The organism is Pedobacter nutrimenti, from assembly GCF_032678445.1.
Lineage (GTDB): Bacteria > Bacteroidota > Bacteroidia > Sphingobacteriales > Sphingobacteriaceae > Pedobacter > Pedobacter nutrimenti_A.
Genome location: NZ_JAVTSQ010000020.1, coordinates 22375 through 44560, shown reverse-complemented (window position 1 = coordinate 44560; position 22186 = coordinate 22375). Strand labels below are relative to the sequence as shown.

Below are 22186 nucleotides of genomic sequence, written 5' to 3'. Positions count from 1 at the left end.
TAGATTAATGCTTTCTTAGTGCTAATTTAACGCCTTTTGCTGCTTTTTCCACTTTGTAAAAGTCCCTGTTCAAGCTGAAAAAGCCATTTTTTTCGCTATTTTAACCTGTTTTTAATTTAATATTAACTGTATCATGCATTAATGTAAGCTTAATATTAAGATCATGTTGCCTGTTTAGCTTTGTAAAAAAAATAATAGCAGACAATGAAAACAAAGCTACTAACCAATAATGTTTCCTATGTTCTACTGGCATTGCTCCTCCTTTTTGGAATAGGTGCAAACGCCCAGGTAACAACATCAAGTGCAAACGGAAAAGTGCGGGATGCAAAAGGCATCGCAATTCCAGGAGTAAGTGTGTTGATCGTACACGTTCCTACTGGTACTAAATATGGTGCAATGACCAATGCGGATGGTACTTACCGCGTAAACAACTTAAATCCGGGTGGTCCATATAAAGTAACGGTAAGTTATATTGGTTATGCCAAACAAGAGAAAGATAACATCAACCTAAGTTTAGGAGTAGATCAGCGTTTAGACTTTACCTTGCTGGACGAAGGTCAGCAGCTGTCTGAAGTGGTGGTTACAGGTGTAAAAGGTGGAACTAAAATGGGTACAGGTACCCGTATCGGTGAAGAACAGATCAAAACTTTGCCTACCGTAAACCGCAGTTTAACTGACGTAACCCGTTTAACTCCTCAGGGAAGTAAAGACAACTCCTTTGTCGGAACCAACTTCAGATATAATAACGTAACAATTGATGGTGCCATAAACAATGATGCGATTGGTTTCAGTCCTTCACTGGGCGGACAGAGCGGAAGCTCAGGTATGCCAGGAAGCAGTACAAGAACAAGTCCGGTTTCTTTAGATGCGATTCAGGATGTTTCTGTATTGTTAGCTCCTTATGATGTAAAGATCGGTAACTTTACCGGTGGTAGTGTAAACGCAGTAACCCGTTCTGGTACTAATGATGTATCTGGATCTGTTTATGGTTACGGACGTAATGCTTCTTTAATCGGTAGAAATAAAATCGGCGATAACTCTAAAGAACCTTCTGGATTCCATGATTATCAGGCTGGTTTCAGATTAGGTCTTCCTATCATTAAAAACAAGTTATTCTTCTTTACTAACGAAGAGTTGACCCGCCGTCAGGATCCTGTGATCTTAGGTGCAGGTTCGCCAGATATGCAGGTGATTACCTTAGATCAGGCTCAAAAGATCTCTGATCGCATGAAAAATGTATACGGCGTAGATGCTGGTGCTTTCAAAAATACAGATAGCTATAATATTTATGCAAAGTCTAACAAGTTTTTCAATCGTTTAGACTGGAACATCAATGATAACAACCAGTTAACGATCCGTAACAACACGATCAGATCAGAGGCGACGAATTTAGAGCGTGACCAGGCTAACTTCAGGTTTGGTGGAATCGATTTTGTACAAAACAACAATCAAAGTTCTACTGTTGCAGAATTGAAAAGCAGGTTATCTAACAATGCTTCTAACAGTTTAGTTATTGGATACTCTAATATCCATGATTACAGAACGCCTACTTCTAATCCGGCACTACCTCAAATAGAGATTACCGGAGCAAAAGGAGGAACGATATTCTTAGGTACTGACCGTGAAGCGAGTATCTTTGATATGAAACAAAAAACGTTTGAATTTACAGATAACTATACTTTTACTAAGGGAAAACACACTTTCACTGTTGGTACACACAATGAGTTGTACAACATCACCTATGGTTTCGTAAATGCATGGAATGGACGTGTGGCTTATGGAAGCGTGGATGATTTCCTGAACAACATGCCTAGTCGTGTTCGTACCAATTATAATTATGCAAATAATACCAGAGATAACATTATCGCCAATCCTCCTGCGCAGTTCAAAATGAACATGTTCAGTTTATATGGCGAAGATGAATTCCAGGTTACAGATCGTTTCAAATTAACTTACGGCGTGCGTTTTGACATGGCTGATATGCCAAACAAACAACCCTTAAGTGTTAAAACAACAGGTGCTCCTGTAGATCCAAACTACGGTGCTACCTATACTTACACTAAACCGAAAGACATTAAAAATGATTTCTTTGGACAAGTACAGGTTTCACCACGTATCGGATTCAACTACGATGTTAACGGAGATCAGAAAATGATCTTACGTGGAGGTAGCGGGTTATTTACTGGACGTGTTCCTTTTGCCTGGTTAGGTTATGCTTATTACAACAATGGTGTAACTTACGGTGCATATGACCAGAAATATTCATACCGTAATACTGACCCTAAAAATGACAAGTACCAAGCTGCAGGTACCGATCCAATCAGAGATGCATTGAACGGTAATGGCGAGGCTGGTTATGTAGCTAAACAAGGTAAAAATGTTAATGATGCAGCCGGTGCTACGCAAGTCGATCTGATTGACAACAATTTTAAAATGCCTAAAACCTGGAGAACCAGTTTAGCTTTTGATTACAAAACTGATGATCAGTGGAAATTCACAGTAGAGGCTATCTATACGAAAGTGATCCATGATTTAAAATTCCAAATGGTTAACCTTGTAGATGCGCCTGTATATTATCCTTATGATGTGAACCATCAGCAACCGATCTATCAAAAGGTGAACGGAACTCAGGCCATCAATCCTTTATATACCAATGCTTACTTGCTTTCTAATACCAATCAAGGATATCGCTACAGTTTAACAGGACAAATCAGTAAGTCTTTCCCTTTTGGTTTAGATGTAATGGCTGCTTATACCTATGGACAGTCTAAGGACATCACCAACGGTATCCGTAACTCTATGGAGTCTAACTGGCAGTTGAATCAGTCTTTAAATCCAAATAATCCTGGACTGGCTTATTCTAACTTTGATATTCGTAACCGTATCGTATCTACCGTGAATTTCAGACACGCATGGGATTCAAGGAATAAATATGTATCTAATTTCTCTTTGTTCTTTAGCGGACAATCTGGATCACCATATTCTTATGGCTTCCTGAATGCAACCATCAACGGAACAGGACAAAACGTAAGTTTAGTTTATATTCCTAAAGCAGGCGAAACATCTAAATTCATTTTAGATGCAACTCAGGCAAGTGCTTTTGATGCCTTTATTGATGGTGATAAATACCTGAAAACAAGAAGAGGTCAGTTTACAGAAAGAAATGGTGCTCGCACACCATGGAATGTACAGGCTGACTTCCGTTTCTCACAAGATTTCGTAGTAGTAGGTAGTGGTGCTAAAAAACAGACCCTTACGTTTACTTATGACATCGTGAACTTAACGAACTTGTTGAATAAAAACTGGGGTGTTCAGTATTTCTCTCCAAACACATACAACTCTATGGCTAGTGTAGGGCTGAAAGCTGTTGCCGGAACTGGTTCAGCAAGCGCTTATCCTAACTATACTTTTGATAAAGCAAATACAAGTACTTATTCTAAAGACTTCTTTGCATCACGTTTCCAAATGCAATTTGGCTTGAGATATAGCTTCTAGTTTAGCAATAAAAAATAAACAGAAAAGGCGGAGATGTAATCTCCGCCTTTTCTGTTTAAAGTATCTGGTGAAACCGGGTCTTAAAAGGGATGTTATTATTTGCCGTCTGTCAATTCAGAAGGATCGAAATCCCTGCTGAACAAAACTCTAAATTCCGGACGACTTGGATCGGCTAAGGGAATGTTTCCTTCATATTTCCAGCCTAGCCCGGTCATGTAATTCAGCGCCTGCACAAAATTCTCTATTGCTTCTACTCTGTTTAGCTTTTGAATAAAGATTGAATCCTTTAAAGGTGTATATCTTTTAGTCTGACCATAGTCTATTCTCGGATTGCGCCAGAGGCTATAGTTACCACCATAGGATATTGTGCAAAATTTTTTAACTTTTTCCTGCGCATTTGACCGGGAAATGAAGGCTAAGGAAAGGAGTGCCATCAGTGCGAGAGATTTGTAATTCATGATTTTAGCATTAGAGAATGAGTGTTTAATTTTTAATGAAATTAACGATCCAATATAAAATTATTGTTAAGAGAGTAGGGAGGAACTAAGTGTGGTATCAGGCGGAAGCCAGCGTCCATATTCTCTGTGCTTTCGCTAAGGCTTCTCTTCGGCTCCTCTTTGGCTATGCTTCGGCTATAGCCAGATCAAACAACTATAAAAATCTAATTCTAAACTGATTGAAATTTAACCGGATTTGGATTCTTTATGAATTCTGATTAACTTGTTGTAAAGATCAGATTTTTAACCTGTTAAACAAAACGCTCATGGCAAGATTAAAAAATGGAATTTTTGGCCCTATCATTGGCAAACTTGCCAATGTTGTTGGCTATGTCAGATTAGGACAACCTGTTCTCCGCTCAATTTCCCCAAGTGTACCCAGAAAAAGAACGCCAGCCCAACTGGCGGTTAATGAAAGATTTAAAGTTGTCATGGCATTTATTTCGCCGCTAACCAGGTTTATCAATGTAAGCTTTAGGGTTGAGGTTTTAGAAACTACCCAGATTGCACAAAATGCAGCAGTTTCCTATAATGTAAAAAATGCGATTAAAGGAACTTTTCCTGGTCTTGAAATGGATTATACCAAAGCCCTGGTCAGTAAAGGTATACTACCACCTGCATACCATCCTACTGTTGAATTTTCTGATGGCTTGCTTACCTTCCACTGGGAGCAAGATCCGGAAATAGAAAGGACGAGGGATCGGGACCAGGTGATGATGGTGGCGTTTCTTCCGGCAAACAATCGTGCTTATTACTCCTTAAGTGGTGCGAGAAGGAAAGCAGGCAGTGATGTTCTTGAGGTACATAGAATAGAAAAAGAAGATGGGAATATCTATAAAAAGGATTTCTATATAGAAACCTATATCGCCTTTATTTCTGATGACCGGCAAAGTATTTCTGATAGCGTCTATGTAGGGCGGATTGATTTATAGATATTTCTATAATTTAAAAGCGAAAGGCAAAATATTGCCTTTTTGCGTTTTTGTGCGTTATTTGTCGATTTGTTTTGCGGTTATTTGCGATTATTGCTAATAAAAATTACATTTAGTTATTGCAAATAGTTTCTTAACCTAAATCAAACCACCAGAATATGCGACCGAAAAACTATATTTCTCTCTTTTTGCTTGTTTTTCTAACCACCAATCTGCATGCTTCTGCGGTTTTAGATACTTTATTGCTTAAGAAAATTAAAGCCATTGCTGAAAATGTAGGAAGAAAAGAAGTTCCGGATCAAAGAACCGATATCTTTAATCTTGAAGTTACAGGAACGGAGAGACCCCGGGTAGAAGTAGAAACTACTTTGCCACAGGCCGCAGAAAACTTAAGAGCTGCGTTTGCAAAAGAAGGTTTACAAGTTGATGTTGTTGAGCATCTTCTTCCTTCTGCTGCGCTGGATGGTCAGGTATACGGTGTGGTGCGTCTTTCTGTGGCAAACAACCGGAAAAATCCTGCCCATTATGCCGAGATGGTCACTCAAATGATTCTTGGGACACCTGTTCAAATTTTGAAAAAGGAAAAAGGGTATTCGCTGGTCAGATCACCGGACAGGTATATAGCCTGGGTAGAAACCGAAGCACTGGCTGTGATGGATGCGGCGGGTTTTGAACAATGGCGCAGAGCAGATAAACTGGTCTATACAGATGACTATGGTTCTGCTTACAGCCGGGCAGATGTGACATCAGAACGTGTATCTGATCTGGTAAAAGGTAATTTACTGAAATTGCTGGGTAAAGAAAAGAAGTTTTATAAAGTGGCCTTTCCAGATGGACGTATCGCCTTTATTCCATTAAAAACTGCACAAAAATACAAACAGTGGCTTTCCCGGCCTAATCCGGATGCACGGCAAATCTTGGCAACGGCTAAAACCCTGATCGGAACACCCTACCTCTGGGGAGGAACATCTATGAAGGGGGTAGATTGCAGTGGCTTTATCAAGACCAGTTATTTCTTAAATGGGATCATCCTGCCAAGGGATGCTTCTCAGCAAGCACTCATAGGTGAGCCCGTTGATATCTATGAGGCAGATACGGTCAGTCTGTCCAAATGTTTGCAAAACCTGCAAGCGGGAGACTTACTTTTCTTTGCGGCAGCTAAAGGTAGGGCAGCTCATCCCCGGGTTACACATACGGCGATTTATATGGGAAACGGAGAGTTTATTCAGTCGGCAGGAATGGTCCGCATCAACAGTATGGTTCCTTCTGCTGCAGATTATGCGGATTTTGAATCGCGTACACTGGTGAGTGCACGCCGTATTTTGAATGAGATTGGAACTCCACAAATTACACGTATCGATCAACACGAATTATATATACAACCAACCAATAATGAACAATAGAAGAGATTTTTTGAAATCGACCAGCTTGCTGGCCGGAAGTACACTTGTTTTAGGGGCTTCTCCACTGCTGGTGAGTGCAAGCCAGGAGTTTGGCGGGAAAGGAAAGTTAAAACTTCGCTTTAAGCCCTATACACTGAACCTGAATCATGTATTTACTTTATCAACCAGCTCGCGTTCAACGACGCCGGTCGTACTTACGGAAATTGAATATGACGGAATCATTGGTTATGGGGAGGCGTCGATGCCACCATACCTGGGCGAATCTCATGAAACTGTTTTGAAGTTTTTATCTAAGGTAGATTTGTCTGCTTTTGATGATCCTTTTGAGATGGAGAATATCATGGATTATGTGGATCATCTGGAGGCTGGTAATAAAGCAGCTAAAGCTTCAGTTGATATTGCTCTGCATGATCTGGTGGGTAAAATTATGAAACAGCCCTGGTATAAAATATGGGGTTATGATCCCTCTAAAACACCCAATACTTCTTATACCATCGGAATTGACACACCTGAAATGATTCGTAAGAAGGTGAAAGAAGCGGATCCTTATAAAATATTAAAGGTGAAATTGGGGCGGGATACCGATAAGATGATGATCGAGACCATCAGGGAAGTGACCGATAAACCTTTGTGTGTGGATATTAATCAGGGTTGGAAGGATAAGGCTTTCGCGCTGGATATGGCACACTGGCTACATGAAAAAGGAGTCGTGTTTATTGAGCAGGCTATGCCGAAAGAGCAGGTGGACGACAATGCCTGGCTAACGGAACATTGCCCCGTGCCAACCATTGGTGATGAAGCGGTGCAAAGACTGGAAGATGTGGTGAAAGCGCATAAAGTATATAGCGGAATCAATATTAAGCTAATGAAGTGTACCGGGATGCGCGAAGCTCATAAGATGCTGGAACTTGGGCGTGCTCTGGGCATGAAGATCATGATTGGCTGTATGACGGAAACTTCCTGTGCCATTTCTGCGGCTTCGCAACTGGCACCGATGGTAGACTGGGCAGATCTTGATGGCGCCCTGCTGATCAGCAATGATGTATATAAAGGAATGGAAGTGGTGAATGGTAAAGTGAGGCTGAATGATCTTCCAGGTCTTGGGCTGAAAAAAATAAGAAGCTATTAGAACATAACAATCCACAAAATACCTAACCTAAACAAGATGAAGAAAACCATTACTTTACTCATTTTACTATTCTACTGTACGCTCCGTTTATGGGCCCAGGAGAAAGAAATCAGCGGTAAAATTACCGCTTCCGACGATGGACAGCCAATTTCCGGGGTGAGCGTGACCGTTAAGGGAACCAGCAGAGGGACAGCTACGGACGTCAATGGAAATTTTTCCATCCGTGCCGGCGCAACAGAAACGTTGCTGTTTCGCTCCATTGGTTTTTTGCCTAAAGAAGTGCTGGTGGGCAGCCAGTTGAAAATCAGTGTGGCTTTGGCTTCAGACAATCAAAATTTGTCGGAAGTGGTGGTCACAGCGCTGGGAATTAAACGGAGTGATAAATCGCTTGGTTATTCTGTGCAGCAAGTGAAAGGCGATGACCTCACTCTAACCAAACAACAAAACGTCATTGGAGCGCTTGCCGGAAAAGTAGCGGGGGTACAAGTGGTCGGTTCTTCGGGAGCAAGCATGGGCGGAACGCAGAAAATTAAAATCAGAGGTGCCAACTCGCTGACGGGGAAAGATCAACCCTTAATGGTGGTAGATGGAACGCCTGTCTCTAATCAGAATTTTTCCAATAGTACCTCAAATGGTGCTGACTATGGAAATCTCGCCCAGGATATTAATCCTGAAGATATAGAGTCTGTAAGTGTTCTGAAAGGTCCGGCAGCATCTGCATTATATGGCTTGCGTGGCCAGTATGGTGTGATTCTGATTACAACGAAAAAAGGAAAAAAAGGTGCTAAACAAATCGATATTCAATTGAATTCTGCCTTTTCAATTGAAAAAACCGGAAATTTTATGCCATTACAGAACATCTATGGTGTTGGTAACAGCCAGAGTTTTCTTACTCTAGCTAACGGACAAAAATACCTGGACGGTAACGACGAAAGCTGGGGGCCAAAAATGGATGGTACACCAGTGCGGATGTATTATAGTTTTTACCCGCAGGATGCCCGTTATGGACAACTGACACCCTTTGTCCCTCATCCTGACAACATTAAAGATCTTTATGAAACAGGGTACAATTTAAATAACAACCTTTCAGTAGCCGGAGGAAATGAAAACTCTGCCATAAGGTTTAGTTACAATAATGGCTATGTAAATGGAGTTTTGCCAAATACCTGGTTAAAGAAAAATAACCTGAGCGTTAACGGTTCTTTGGACATTACCAAAAAGCTCACAATTGGCGCAAATCTAAACTATGCAAATAATAGTGCTCAAAGGCCAACTGAAGGATATCAGGGCTCTGGAACTGGTTCTGTTCAGTGGTTTCAAAGAAATATTGATATCAATGAACTTCGGAACTATAAATATCCGGATGGAACTATCCTGAACTGGAATGTAAACCCAAATAAAACAACAGGTACTATAACCAATGCAAACAATAAGCCAAGTGATTGGAATAACCCCTTCTTTGATTTGTATGAAAATCTGAATAATGACAACAGGGATCGTTTTTTTGGAGATGTGAATGCAAGTTTTCAGGTGCTTCCTGAATTGAAGCTAAGTGGATTTATTCGTTCCGACAGGTTTACCCAAAATCTATCACATCAGGAAGCCTTAGGTGGACGTAATGTAGATGGTTATTGGACGGGTAAGTACCAGAATACGGAAAACAATTATGAATTTTTGGGGCAATATAACAAGACCTTTGGAGAATTGTCTGTCAATGCAAATTTGGGAGCCAATATTCTAACCCAGCAATACTCCTATGTACGTGGAGAAACACAGGGTGGGTTATCCAGCCCTGGTTTTTATAGTGTTGAGGCTTCTGTTGACAGGCCTTTGGCCACTTCTTATCTGCGCCGTAAACAGGTAAGAAGTATGTATGCGACAACTTCTTTCGGATACAAAGATACTTATTTCCTGGAGGGTACAATTCGTAACGATAATTCGTCGGCGCTTCCAAAAGGTAAAAACTCTTATTGGTATCCATCGGTATCGGGAAGTTTTGTGTTTAGTGAACTGGTAAAATGGACACCTTTAAGTTACGGTAAAGTAAGGATGGGATATGCCATTGCCGGATCAGATTTAGCAGCCTATCAAACTTCATATTATTATGAAACGGGTGCGGTTTACAACAACGGTACCACACCTATAAACACACAGTATGTTCCTGACCAGTTAAATAATCCAGATGTTAAGCCGTCTTTTGCCCATTCTTTTGAGGCTGGGATTGATCTTCGGTTTATTAAGAATAGATTGGGTTTGGAGTTTACTTATTATAAACAGGAAAACCAGGATGAAATTATACCTTTAACTGTATCCGGTGCTACAGGATATTCGAGCTATTTGGTCAATGCTGGAAAAATTGAGAATAAAGGTATTGAAGTCACTTTAACAGGCAAACCTGTGGTCGCTAAAAGATTTAGCTGGGATGCTACTTTAAATTTCAGCCGGAACAGGAGCACGATTAAAGAATTATATCCTGGCATAGATGTTTATCAATTGGATGCAAATGTTTATTCGAAAGTAAATATCTATCTGAATGCAAAAGTTGGTGCGCCTTTTGGAAATTTGGTAGGACAGGGCTATCGGCGTGATGCAGCAACTGGTAAGATTCTTTTGGATAAAGATAACTTGCCTATGTACGAAGCCAATCATGATTTTGGTTCCGTACTTCCCAAATTTACAGGGGGTTTTGTGAATAATTTTCATATTGGTCAGTTTGACATTAGTGCAATGATTGATTTTCAGTCTGGAGGTAAGTTTTTTAGCTGGAGTAAAATGCTGGCTGTTAAATCTGGACAGGCTGCAGAAACAGCGGCTTTAAATGACAAAGGAAATAATGTCCGGGATGCAGTAACAAATGGTGGTGGAGTGAAGGTGGACGGGATATCTTCTGTTACAGGCCAGGAAGTTACAGCGTATGTGGAGGCAAGAAACTATTATCGGAATATTCTTGGAACGCAAGTTTACGAGGAGTGGCTGATGGATGCTTCTTATGTTAAATTACGGGAAGTTAGCCTGGGTTATAACTTGGGGAAAAAGATGTTGAATAAGTTGCCTTTTAAGTCCGTTAAAGTCGCTTTAATTGCGCGGAATCCTGTGATGATCTGGCAAAAGGCACCTAAAGGACTTGATCCTTCTGACCTTTCTGCGGGTAGTGCCTCTATCAGTTGGATTGAAAAAGGACAATTACCAACAGTTCGATCTTTTGGGGTAAATCTTAATCTCACATTTTAATTACAGGTCATGAAAAGAATAAATAAATTAATAGGGATACTTGCAATTGGGCTTTTTTTTAGCGCCTGTTCCAAATTTGATGATTCCATTAACACCAATCCAAATAAGGCAAGTGTCGCATCTGGGACTAAGCTTATTGCCAATGCTGAACTATACTTACCAGATATGAGTTCTAATGCTTACGGTAATCTTTATCCTCAGTATCTTTCTAATACAACTTATACCGAAGATGCGAGGTATGCTACCGTATATTTTAATTTTTATAGCTGGTATTATCAGCCGCTGATTAATTTGGAGACCGTGATTAATTCCAATACGTTAGATGCAAATGAGGGGCCTGTTGTAAACCAGCTGGCTATAGCCAAAATATTGAAGGTCTATTTTATGTGGCACATTACAGATAGGTGGGGTGACTTGCCTTACAGTGAGGCTCTGAAAGGAAAAGCGGCGGTTAATCCAACTTACGACAAACAACAGGCTATTTATACTGCTTTATTTAAGTTGTTAGATGAGGCGAATGCAGCATTGAATGTTTCTGCTGGTACTATTAAAAATGATATCTTGTATGGTGGTGATATCTCCAGCTGGAAAAAATTAGGGAATACCATTCATATGCTGATGGCTTTGAGGCTGTCTAAGGTTGATGTTACAATTGGTAAAGCGGAGTTTAATAAAGCCCTTGCTGCTGGCGTTATTGACGATAATAAGTTTAACTTGGTATATAAACACCTTGCCGAACAAGCTAATGAAAATTATTGGTACAATTCATTTACACGGCTTGGAAGGAAATGGTATGCAGTAAGTAAAACACTGGTAGATAGGATGAAACCGTTTGATGACCCTCGTTTGAAAGTATATGCGGATAAGAACCTGTCGGGTAATTATACAGGACTGGAATATGGCTTAAATACATCTGTAATAGTGGATGATTATTCTTTGCTTGGTGCGGCAATCCGTCAACAGAATTCACCGGTATATCTGATTACTTATGCGCAAGCTTTGTTTGCACAGGCGGAGGCAGCGAAAATTGGATGGATTGCCGGGGGGGATGCTACTGCTCAGGTAAATTATGACCTGGCAATTGAACAATCAATTCGACAGTGGAATGCAAATGATATCAGTGGTTTAGCTGCATTTAAGGCACATCCTGAAGTGGCTTATGATGCTAATAATGGTCTTGCTAAGATTGCTACACAACGTTGGGTGCATCTGTTTATGAATGGTTATGAGGCTTGGGCAGAATGGAGGAGAACTGGTTTTCCGGCATTAAGTCCGCCGACGGGTCTGGGTAAGCCTATTCCAAGACGAGAGGGGTATCCAACTCAGGAACGCTCTGCAAATACTGCAAATTACAACGCAGCGGTGGCGGCTTTTCCTTATGGTGGTGCAGATGACCTGAACGCCAGGGTATGGTGGGATAAGCCTTAAACTGCTATGTTAACTTTATTCATATATAATCAGTTATTAACCTTTGCTTAACATGGCCGGTTTACTTTTGTGATGTAAATATTTGGTTAGTATTTATAAGTTTAGGTTTAGTTGATAACAAAAAGCCACGATGGATGTCGTGGCTTTTTGTTTTAGAAGTTTTTCCCGATTTTTTCCAGCATTTCAGCTGGGATATTCTGGGTATCCACGAGCAGGAAGCCATCCAGGCAATCAGAAAATTTAGGATCTATATTGAAGCAAATGATTTTTGCATTCAGGTTCATGTACTGACGAAGCAGTACAGGGATTTTAATATGGGTATTCTCTATGTCAGAGATCAAACTGTCCAGGTCTTTCAGGGATTCGCTGCTTTCAATCAGCAGGTCTTTGTCGATAGGGGTCAGATCGGCCTTGAATTTATTCTTTGGCTTTACATAGTGGGCCAGTTCATAGTCAAAGTGGTTTTTGGTGATGTAATCCACAATAAGTGACTTGGAAAACTTAGAGAAATTATTGCTGATGCTCACCGGACCAAACATGTATCTGTACTGGGGGTTATCGAGCAGGTATTTTAAGATACCTTTCCAGAGCAGGAATAGTGGAAGTGGTTTTTGCTGGTATTCTTTACGGATCCAGGAACGGCCCAGTTCTATCCCTTTGCGTAGGATCGGATAAAAAGGCTCTTTGATTTTAAAAAGTTCGGAAAGGTAAAAGCCCCGGCGGCCAAGCGTGTTCAGGATCTCATCTCCTTTACCAATTCTGTAAGCACCCACAATGTTCTGCTGCTCTTTGTCCCAGATGAACAGGTGGTGATAGTAGATGTCGTAATTGTCGAGGTCAATTTTTTTATTGGTGCCTTCTCCAACTTCCCGGAAGGTGATTTCTCTCAGGCGCCCGATTTCTTTTAAGATGTTTGGAATGCTGGCGGTAGGGGTAATGTATACCTCATAGTTCTTTTCTACCCAGACACGGAAACTTTCCAGTTGTTCTACCTCTTCCACGATCAGGTGCCGTGGTGTTTCTTCAATGACCGGTTCTGGTTTCTTTTTGATCTTGAAAAGATTGATCGGGTTGAATAATTTTCTTTCCTGTTCCAGGCCTGTTCCAAGGGCATAGGTCCTGGCCCGCAGAAAGTCCAGTAATTTATTGGTGTTGTTCTTATAGGAAATATCGTCAATCTGAATGGGCTTGCCTATCCTTACTTTCATTTTAAGCCCATGCTTGTTCAGGAATTCTGAAGGCAGTTTGGCTGTTCTTAGGGTAGGATGTATGAAACTCAGGATATTGAACAAGATGCCGTTATTGCCATGAAAATAGATTGGGACAACGGGTACTTTGGCTCTGGCGATCAGTTTTCCTACAACCGGATGCCATATTCTGTCGGTGATCTCCTGTTTGTCGAGGCTGAAGGTGGATACCTCGCCTGCAGGGAAGATCCCAATGGGAGTTCCGCTCTGGAGCAGGTCGAAGGTGGCCTTTAAGCCGCTGATGCTGGAGGAATGCTGTACGTTTTCAAAAGGGTTAACCGCAACAAAGAATTCGTCGAGATTAGGGATCTTCTTCAGAATGAAGTTGACCATAACCTTTGCTTCCGGCCTTACGGTACATAATAATTTAACGAGCGCTAAGCCTTCGACACCACCATAAGGATGGTTGGCGATGGCAATAAATCCACCTGTTTTAGGAATATTTTTCAGATCATCTTCATCGAAGTCTATACTTACACCAATGGTTTCCAGTATTTTATCTACAAATTCGAGACCGTTGAAATGTTTGTTTTGTGAAAAGACCTTGTTGATGTCGTTTAATTTCATCACTTCCATCAGCAAGGCAGCCAAACCAGGAACGCCAAGTTTGTCGATTTTTGTGGCCTTGGCGAATTCTTTAGTGGTTATGATCTTCATTTAAATTTTTTTATGGATTGGAAAGCAACCTCAAAAATAAGATTTATATTTCTAAATATCGGTAGTACATTAGCCGGGTATGAGAAAATGGTTAAATAACTACTTCGATCTTACAAAAGGGGAGTTCAATGGATTGCTGCTCCTGTCGGGGTTCATTTTGATGCTGCCTTTCTACCCCTATGTTGTTGCCTGGCTTTGGCCACCGGTAAAAGATCCGGCAGATGAAGCATTTATGCTGCAGGTACTTGAACAAAAGATGGATTCTGCTGTGGCTTCAGATACCAGGAGGGCTGGCTGGACTAAAAAGAAGAAGGGCAGGTCTGCGGTGTTGTTTCGCTTTGATCCGAATATACTTTCCCAATCGGGTTGGGAGAAATTAGGTTTTTCTGCCAGACAGGCACAATCTATATTAAGATATGTGGAAAAGGGTGGACGGTTTCGCCGGCCGGAAGATCTGAAGAAGATGTATGTGGTGGCTCCGGATCAGTATAAGACATTGCTTCCTTATATAGATATTAAATCTTCTGTACCTGATTCTATAACTAAGGTCGTTCATAAAAGGGCAGCTGTTGCCCGGCCAGTTTCCGTGATGGTGGAGATCAATACTGCAGATACACTGGAACTGGATAAGATAAGGGGGATTGGACCTGCCTTTGCAAGACGGATTGTAAAGTACAGGGAGCGATTGGGTGGTTTTTACAGGAAAGAGCAGCTGCTGGAAGTATTTGGTCTGGATTCTGCTAAGTTCGAAGAGATCAGGGATCAGGTTCGCGTGGATGCTTCGGCTATCCGGAAATTGAATATCAATACTGCGGGGTTTGAAGACCTGAGGTCTTGTCCTTATTTAAAATATAATCAGATCAATGCGGTGTTACAATATAGGAAACAACACGGAAATTATGCTAATATTGCAGACTTAAAAAAGGTGGTTATTTTGACACCCCAGGTGCTGGAGAAACTGGAACCTTATCTTATATTTTAATGATGATTGAAGCAAAAATAAAACAGACCGTTAGAGATGTACTGGATTTTCCTAAACCCGGCATCGTTTTTAAAGACATTACACCAATATTGAAAGATTCTGTGTTGTGTGGTGAGATTACGGCTGCGCTTGTTGAGCAGTTGCAGGGCCTTGATATTGATGTAGTTGCAGGGATTGAAAGCCGTGGCTTCTTATTTGGAATGCTGTTGGCCCAGGCGCTGAAGGTGCCTTTTGTTCCAATCCGCAAGGCAGGGAAACTGCCTTTTAAGACGATACAGCAAGCTTGTAACCTGGAATATGGAAGTGCTGTACTGGAATTACATGAAGATGCCTTGTTGCCAGGACAAAAGGTACTGGTTCATGATGATCTTCTGGCTACAGGTGGAACAGTGGTGGCTGCTTCTAAACTGGTTAAGCAATTGCAGGCAGAGGTAATTGGCTGTTCTTTTATTATTGCCCTGGATTTCTTGAATGGGAGAGAGCGGTTAAGTGAATTTGCTCCTCAGACTTTTTCTCTTGCATCGTATTAAAATTTATTGATTTTTTTTAGAGGTTTATTTCGCTGTTTTTAGTGCCCTGAGGGAACTTTGTCGGGTTAATGAACTAAATACCATTTTGTTCTGTTTTTGGGAGAATATTTTTCTAGTGATGCTGTTGATTTATTTAATTATAATTGCTCAAATTCAATAAAAAAACATGCAAGAAGTGCTAGATAGTTCGTTAGGATATAATTTTACAGTTTCTGAAAATCAGGAGATGATCAGAAAAATGGTGAAAGATTTTGCGGAACGGAACATCCGTCCAAATGTGATGGAATGGGATGAGTCGCAGTATTTTCCGGTAGAGGTTTTTAAAAAACTTGGTGAACTCGGATTGATGGGGGTATTGGTTCCTGAGGTTTATGGTGGATCGGGATTTGGGTACCAGGAGTATGTAGATGTTATTGTAGAGGTGGCAAAAGTTTGCGGCTCTGTTGGCTTGTCGGTTGCGGCTCACAATTCATTATGTACCGGTCATATTCTGGCTTTTGGAAACGAAGAGCAGAAAGCTAAATGGCTGCCAAAGCTGGCTACAGCCGAATGGATTGGTGCCTGGGGCTTGACAGAGGCGAATACCGGTTCTGATGCCCTGCGGATGATGACCACTGCAATTCTTGATGGAGATGAATATGTAATTAATGGCTCAAAAAACTGGATCACTCACGGGAAATCGGGAGATGTTGCGGTTGTGATGGTGAGAACCGGTGACATAGGGGATTCTAAGGGGATTTCTGCAATTGTTGTAGAGAGGGGAACTCCTGGTTTTTCAGCCGGAAAAAAGGAAAATAAACTGGGCATGCGTGCGTCAGAGACAACTGAAATGATCTTTGACAACTGCAGGGTGCCTAAAGAGAATCTCCTTGGCCGCGTGGGTGAGGGTTTCAAACAAGCGATGAAGGTGTTGGATGGAGGAAGGATCTCTATTGCCGCTTTGTCTTTGGGGATTGCGAAGGGGGCTTATGAAGCTGCACTGGCGTATTCTAAAGAGCGTCATCAGTTTGGACAGCCGATTTCGAGCTTCCAGGCGATCAGTTTTAAGCTTGCGGATATGGCTACGGAGATTGAAGCTGCGGACTTGTTGATCAGGCAGGCTGCAGATATGAAGAATCGTGGTGTAAAGATGACCAAAGAGGCGGCTATGGCAAAATATTTTGCTTCAGAGGTCTCAGTCCGTGTTTCTACGGAGGCGGTACAAATCTTTGGTGGCTATGGTTATACGAAGGATTTTCCGGTAGAAAAGTTTTATCGTGACAGCAAGCTTTGTACTATTGGAGAGGGAACTTCGGAAATTCAGAAAATAGTTATTGCAAGAGAAGTTTTAAATGCATAACTTGTATCCGCAATTTATTTAAACCAGCATATTCTAACCAAATATAAAATTCAAGCACCCGGTGATCAAATGATCACCGGTTTTTTTATGCCTGTTCATTTTTGGTCTCCGTATGTGATATTTGATCTTGCTTGTAAAACGCATGTATAATTTCTTTTTAGTTACTTGGTTGTAGATTTATTGTAAATATTTATATATTTGCGATATCTTAATTAACAATCAAAAAATATGAAAAAATTATTTACAATTTTGCTTTTAACCGCCTGTAGTTATACTGCATTTTCACAGCAAAAAGGCAGTTTTGAATTTGGATTTAATACTGGTGTGAATTTTGCGACGGTGCAAAGTGAATCAGCGACTAATACTAAATTTAGAACCGGACTTAACGTTGGGATTTTTGGAGATTACTTTTTCTCTGACAGGTGGAGTATTAAAGCAAAACTAAGTTATGATCAGAAAGGTTGGAACAGAGGTTTTATTATTGATTTAGATAAAAATCAAACCGCTGTAACAGATTATCATTTTGATTATTTAACCATCCCGGTAATGGCCAACTGGCATTTTGGTAAGACAAGGAACTGGTATCTGAATTTCGGTCCCTACGCAGGAGTTTTATTGAGTGCAAAAGAAACAGCCTTGAATAGGGATTTAAAAGATTTTTCAAAAAGTCTCGATCTTGGCCTGGCTTTGGGAATAGGTGTGAAAATACCGGTTGCAGATAGGGTTAAAATTATATTGGAGGCTGATGGACAGAGTGGTCTTACTGATATTTTGAAAAACAACCAGGGATCTACGATTAGGAATTCCAGAAGCAGCCTGAACGCAGGTGTAGCTTTTAGTCTTTAAAATTTAAATTATAGTATAAAAGGAGGGTGCAGGGATACCCTCCTTTTTATGTTTATTATAGTTTTGGTGCATTTTGGGAGGAAACAACGCTGTCTACTACAAATACGCTGAAACCTCTCCAGGGCAAACTGGAATTGTATTCTTTGTAATGTAACTGGTAGACCTTTCCGCTGTTGGCCATGAGTTGCTCTGCGAGTTTCTGGTCTGCAATTGAAAATTCAAATTCGTTGGATTGCAAGGTGCCGATTTGCTTGGATTGTATTCCGGACTGGATCAATTTGCCTTCATAGGTTTTAAAGAGATATCCTTTTTTTACTACATAATTGAGTTCTCCGGATTTGACCCCTTCTCCTAAAACAAAGTAGTAATGATAGTAGGCCAGGGATCCGATCACCAGGACTGCGATGATGATACCGTAAGTAAGTACTTTTTTTCCTGTTGTCATAAGTTTATATATATAAGCTAATTTACATTTTATTCATATATAATTATACCAAGTTTTGTGATGTTAAGCGTGGTATGAAAAATAATATACTCTTCGGAGACTACGCTTTCTACGCTGTCGCTATGCGACCCGCTTCGAAAGCTGAGGTCTCCTCTGAGTAATATTATTTTTTTCGAAGTGTTTATGTTTTTATTTGTTCTCAAGAGCTCGCGGGCTCGGTTTTCTGGGTGCTTAATTGAGAGGTGATCCGGGCTTAATTCTATGCACCAGGCCTGGATACCCTCCCCTTAGGCGTCATGAAAAAAAAATAATGTTGCTCAGAGGAGACCTTGGTTTCGTAGCAGCCGCGCAGCGGCGCTTAGAAAACTCAGTCTCCGAAGAGCACATTATTTTTTTATTTATAAGATTTTTTATTTACATTTGCATCCCTTCTAAGAATGAAGGAATTAAACACACCGAGAGGAGGTATTTTCAGCGTTATGATTATCATTAATATTAAAGACGGCGAATCATTGGATAAAGCCCTTAAACGTTTCAAAAAGAAATTTGAAAAAACTGGAGTTTTGAGAGAACTACGTAGCCGTCAAGCATACGAAAAAAAATCTGTTACTCGTCGTACTCAGGTTAAACATGCAATCTACAAGCAAAATATGCAATTAGAAGGAACAGTTTAAGTTCTGACTGATTTTTATGATATAAAAGCACTGCTGATATTCGGCAGTGCTTTTTTTATGTCCGTTTGTTTTGTCATTATTTCAAATAAAACTTGTTTATATGCGATCATTTTGTATATTCACTTTACAGGTTTTTAGAAGCAGAATATATGTCAATAGAAACATTTCTATCTTACTTACAGCACGAGAAACGTTATTCGCTTCACACCATTGAGTCCTACAAAGTAGACCTGACCCAGTTTAATACCTATCTCCTGGAAACATTTGAAATGGAGATGCTGGAGGTGCAACCTATACACGTGAGGAATTATATAGTGCACCTGATGGAGCAGGGGATAAGCGCGAATTCTGTGGGCAGGAAGATGTCTGCGTTGAGAAGTTTTTATAAATATCACCAAAGGCAAGGAGAGATCGCTTCTAATCCTGTTACCCATGTAAAAACACCTAAGGTTGCAAAACATTTGCCGGTGTTTATTGACGACCAAAAGCTGGATAGCCTGCTGGACTCAGGGGAATTCTTTGATGACAGCTTTCCTTCTGTCCGGGATAAAATGATCATAGAAGTTTTATTTGGTACCGGTATGCGTCTGGCAGAGCTGCTGAATCTTAAAGATCAGGATATAGATTTTTATGGAGAGACCGTAAAGGTACTGGGTAAAGGAGGGAAGCAGAGAATTATACCGATGGCCCGGCCACTGGTGCAGCAGCTGAAAGATTACATCAGTTTAAAAAGCTTACAAAATTTCGACAACAAAACCGCATCCTTATTCGTTACTAATAAAGGAGCGAGCGCGCACCGGAATTTTATTTATAAAACAGTAAAGAGTTATTTGACATTTATTTCCACGCAGGATAAAAAGAGCCCACACGTTTTAAGGCATTCTTACGCAACAAGTCTGCTAAACAGAGGTGCAGACCTCAATGCGATAAAAGAGTTGCTTGGGCACGCCAGTCTGGCCGCTACCCAGGTATATACGCATAATTCCATTGAAAGATTAAAAACTATATATAAACAAGCCCATCCAAAGGCATAAAAAAGGAGGACAACATGAAAATCAGAGTTCAATCGATCCATTTCAATGCAGATAAAAAGTTGTTAGATTTTATACAAAGAAAGGTAGATAAGCTGGATCAGTTTTTTGACCAGATCATAAGTGGAGAAGTTTATTTGAAACTGGAGAATGTAGACGATGAGGCGAATAAAATTAGCGAGATCAAACTGATCGTTCCTGGCGGAACATTGTTTGCGAAGGAGCAGTGTAAAACATTTGAAGAAGCGACAGATTTGTCGATTGAGTCCTTAAAAAAACAAATTACTAAACATAAAGATAAGACAAGAACAAAATTAAGTGAACATAAAGTGATTTTAAGTGCGAATGAAGTATCTGATTATTAGATATATATTTGTTTTAAGATTAAAAAGAGGGATTGACGGTGTAAAAACCGTCAATTTTTTTTTGAAAATAATTTTGGATAGAAGATTTATTCTTGTAGATTTGCATTCCATTTCGGAACAGGGGTTACCTCTTAAAGAAACGGAAAGGTTCTGTGAAAGTTTAAAATTTATATCAATTACATTAGTTTTGCGAAACAAATGTAGCATATAAGCCTCCTTAGCTCAGCTGGTAGAGCAACTGACTTGTAATCAGTAGGTCATTGGTTCGATCCCGATAGGAGGCTCTTTTAATCCGCGTAGTGATACGTGGCGGTTAAAAGATGGGGAGATACCAGAGTGGCCAAATGGGACAGACTGTAACTCTGTTGTCGCAAGACTTCGAAGGTTCGAATCCTTCTCTCCCCACAGTAAAAAAGCGGAAGTAGCTCAGTTGGTAGAGCGATAGCCTTCCAAGCTATAGGTCGCGAGTTCGAACCTCGTCTTCCGCTCTAAATTGGAAAAGTTGGGCAGTCGGCAGAGATTGTGGAGTTAAGTCTTAAATGACTTAAATGATCATGCTGCTGAGATTAAAAGCCGAAGTAGCTCAGCGGTAGAGCACTTCCTTGGTAAGGAAGAGGTCGTGGGTTCAAGTCCCATCTTTGGCTCAGGAAATAAGGAACTTTGTTAAATCTGTAATAAAGGCAGGGTGAACAAGGTTTTTTGTATTGAAATAGTATCAAAACAATAAATTAAAATAAAAGTTAACCTACTAATAAGTATAAAAACATGGCAAAAGAAAAGTTTGACCGCAGTAAGCCGCACTTAAATATCGGTACAATCGGTCACGTTGACCACGGTAAAACAACCTTAACAGCAGCTATCACTAAGGTCTTGGCTGATGCTGGTTTAACTGAGGCTCGTTCATTTGATTCGATTGACTCAGCTCCTGAGGAAAAAGAAAGAGGTATCACTATTAATACAGCACACGTTGAGTATTCAACAGCTAACCGTCACTATGCACACGTTGACTGTCCAGGTCACGCGGATTACGTGAAAAACATGGTTACTGGTGCTGCGCAAATGGATGGAGCTATCATCGTAGTTGCTGCTACAGATGGTCCAATGCCACAAACTCGCGAGCACATCCTATTGGCTCGTCAGGTAGGTGTTCCTTCATTAGTTGTATTCATGAACAAAGTGGATATGGTTGATGATCCTGAGTTATTGGAATTAGTAGAGATGGAAGTTCGTGAATTGTTATCATTCTATGAATTCCCTGGTGATGATATTCCTGTTATCCAAGGTTCTGCTTTGGGTGGTTTGAATGGCGATCCGAAATGGGTTGGTAAAATCATGGAATTAATGGATGCTGTAGATAGCTACATTCCAATTCCTCCACGTTTAACTGAGCTTCCATTCTTAATGCCTGTTGAGGACGTATTCTCGATCACTGGTCGTGGTACTGTTGCAACTGGACGTATTGAGCGTGGTGTAATCAACTCTGGAGATCCTGTTGAGATCCTGGGTATGGGTGCTGAAAATCTTAAATCAACTGTTACAGGTGTTGAGATGTTCCGTAAGATCCTTGATTATGGTGAAGCTGGTGATAACGTAGGTTTATTGTTACGTGGTATTGAGAAAACTGATATCCGTCGTGGTATGGTTATCTGCAAACCAGGTTCTGTAACTCCTCACACTGATTTCAAAGCTGAGATCTATGTATTATCAAAAGCAGAAGGTGGTCGTCACACTCCATTCTTCAACAAATACCGTCCACAATTCTATTTCCGTACCACAGACGTAACAGGTGAAATTTCACTTGCTGAAGGAACTGAAATGGTTATGCCAGGTGATAACGTTACGATCACTGTTAAATTGATCAACGCTATTGCAATGGAAAAAGGTCTACGTTTCGCTATCCGTGAAGGTGGTAGAACAGTAGGTGCTGGTCAGGTAACTGAAATCTTGAAATAGTA

General features: G+C 40.6%; 17 protein-coding genes and 4 tRNA genes. 18 read left to right on the top strand and 3 right to left on the bottom strand.

Annotation, left to right across the window (positions count from 1 at the left end; translation table 11 throughout):
- Positions 1 to 204 precede the first annotated feature (204 nt).
- Entirely contained in the window at positions 205 to 3495 is a 3291-nt protein-coding gene (locus tag R2S08_RS26920; protein ID WP_316838007.1) for a TonB-dependent receptor, read from the top strand.
- A gap of 95 nt (positions 3496 to 3590) precedes the next feature.
- Here the strand turns inward: R2S08_RS26920 and R2S08_RS26915 are convergent, their stop codons facing one another.
- Positions 3591 to 3953: a hypothetical protein gene (locus R2S08_RS26915; protein WP_316838006.1), complete on the bottom strand. Its 363-nt coding sequence runs from the start codon at positions 3951 to 3953 to the stop codon at positions 3591 to 3593.
- A 305-nt stretch (positions 3954 to 4258) separates the two neighbouring features.
- Here R2S08_RS26915 and R2S08_RS26910 point away from each other — a divergent pair, with 305 nt between their 5' ends.
- From R2S08_RS26910 to R2S08_RS26890, 5 genes are all read left to right on the top strand, one after another.
- Positions 4259 to 4924: a DUF6266 family protein gene (locus tag R2S08_RS26910; protein ID WP_316838005.1), complete on the top strand. Its 666-nt coding sequence runs from the start codon at positions 4259 to 4261 to the stop codon at positions 4922 to 4924.
- A gap of 158 nt (positions 4925 to 5082) precedes the next feature.
- On the top strand, positions 5083 to 6327 hold the full coding sequence (locus R2S08_RS26905) for a C40 family peptidase (RefSeq protein WP_316838004.1): 1245 nt from the start codon (positions 5083 to 5085) through the stop codon (positions 6325 to 6327).
- Complete coding sequence (locus tag R2S08_RS26900; protein WP_316838003.1) at positions 6317 to 7456, top strand: dipeptide epimerase; 1140 nt, start codon at positions 6317 to 6319, stop codon at positions 7454 to 7456. The genes R2S08_RS26905 and R2S08_RS26900 overlap by 11 nt, the downstream gene beginning before the upstream one ends.
- A 36-nt stretch (positions 7457 to 7492) precedes the next feature.
- Positions 7493 to 10687: a SusC/RagA family TonB-linked outer membrane protein gene (locus R2S08_RS26895; RefSeq protein WP_316838002.1), complete on the top strand. Its 3195-nt coding sequence runs from the start codon at positions 7493 to 7495 to the stop codon at positions 10685 to 10687.
- A 9-nt stretch (positions 10688 to 10696) separates the two neighbouring features.
- Positions 10697 to 12115 (top strand): SusD/RagB family nutrient-binding outer membrane lipoprotein, encoded by a 1419-nt coding sequence (locus R2S08_RS26890; protein ID WP_316838001.1) that lies wholly within the window; start codon positions 10697 to 10699, stop codon positions 12113 to 12115.
- Between the two features lie 152 nt (positions 12116 to 12267).
- Here R2S08_RS26890 and R2S08_RS26885 read toward each other — a convergent pair whose 3' ends face one another.
- Positions 12268 to 14019 (bottom strand): lysophospholipid acyltransferase family protein, encoded by a 1752-nt coding sequence (locus R2S08_RS26885; RefSeq protein ID WP_133778809.1) that lies wholly within the window; start codon positions 14017 to 14019, stop codon positions 12268 to 12270.
- Positions 14020 to 14098: 79 nt separating this feature from the next.
- On the opposite strand from R2S08_RS26885, the gene R2S08_RS26880 reads away from it, so the two are divergent.
- From R2S08_RS26880 to R2S08_RS26865, 4 genes are all read left to right on the top strand, one after another.
- A complete protein-coding gene (locus R2S08_RS26880) occupies positions 14099 to 15001 on the top strand; it encodes a ComEA family DNA-binding protein (protein WP_316838000.1) in 903 nt (300 codons plus the stop codon).
- Positions 15002 to 15003: 2 nt separating this feature from the next.
- Entirely contained in the window at positions 15004 to 15531 is a 528-nt protein-coding gene (locus R2S08_RS26875; RefSeq protein WP_133778994.1) for an adenine phosphoribosyltransferase, read from the top strand.
- Between the two features lie 166 nt (positions 15532 to 15697).
- Positions 15698 to 16870: an acyl-CoA dehydrogenase family protein gene (locus R2S08_RS26870; RefSeq protein ID WP_316837999.1), complete on the top strand. Its 1173-nt coding sequence runs from the start codon at positions 15698 to 15700 to the stop codon at positions 16868 to 16870.
- 228 nt (positions 16871 to 17098) lie between these two features.
- Positions 17099 to 17716, top strand: coding sequence for a porin family protein (locus R2S08_RS26865; RefSeq protein ID WP_316837998.1), 618 nt, complete (start codon positions 17099 to 17101; stop codon positions 17714 to 17716).
- Positions 17717 to 17771: 55 nt separating this feature from the next.
- Here R2S08_RS26865 and R2S08_RS26860 read toward each other — a convergent pair whose 3' ends face one another.
- The gene (locus R2S08_RS26860) at positions 17772 to 18161 is read right to left on the bottom strand and encodes a hypothetical protein (protein ID WP_133778805.1); all 390 of its coding nucleotides are present in this window, start codon (positions 18159 to 18161) and stop codon (positions 17772 to 17774) included.
- A 479-nt stretch (positions 18162 to 18640) separates the two neighbouring features.
- On the opposite strand from R2S08_RS26860, the gene rpsU reads away from it, so the two are divergent.
- The 8 genes from rpsU to tuf all read left to right on the top strand — a co-directional run bounded on the left by rpsU (position 18641) and on the right by tuf (position 22184).
- Positions 18641 to 18835 (top strand): 30S ribosomal protein S21, encoded by a 195-nt coding sequence (rpsU, locus tag R2S08_RS26855; protein ID WP_110833360.1) that lies wholly within the window; start codon positions 18641 to 18643, stop codon positions 18833 to 18835.
- A 149-nt stretch (positions 18836 to 18984) separates the two neighbouring features.
- Positions 18985 to 19869, top strand: a complete 885-nt coding sequence (locus R2S08_RS26850; RefSeq protein ID WP_316837997.1) for a tyrosine-type recombinase/integrase — start codon at positions 18985 to 18987, stop codon at positions 19867 to 19869.
- Between the two features lie 14 nt (positions 19870 to 19883).
- On the top strand, positions 19884 to 20231 hold the full coding sequence (gene hpf, locus R2S08_RS26845; protein WP_133778803.1) for a ribosome hibernation-promoting factor, HPF/YfiA family: 348 nt from the start codon (positions 19884 to 19886) through the stop codon (positions 20229 to 20231).
- A 211-nt stretch (positions 20232 to 20442) separates the two neighbouring features.
- A tRNA-Thr gene (locus R2S08_RS26840) sits at positions 20443 to 20515 on the top strand.
- A 38-nt stretch (positions 20516 to 20553) separates the two neighbouring features.
- A tRNA-Tyr gene (locus tag R2S08_RS26835) sits at positions 20554 to 20636 on the top strand.
- 10 nt (positions 20637 to 20646) lie between these two features.
- A tRNA-Gly gene (locus R2S08_RS26830) sits at positions 20647 to 20719 on the top strand.
- 84 nt (positions 20720 to 20803) lie between these two features.
- Positions 20804 to 20875, top strand: a tRNA-Thr gene (locus R2S08_RS26825).
- Between the two features lie 121 nt (positions 20876 to 20996).
- Positions 20997 to 22184 carry an elongation factor Tu gene (gene tuf / locus R2S08_RS26820; protein WP_108552536.1) on the top strand — a complete coding sequence of 396 codons (1188 nt, stop codon included), beginning with the start codon at positions 20997 to 20999 and terminating at the stop codon, positions 22182 to 22184.
- Positions 22185 to 22186 lie beyond the last annotated feature (2 nt).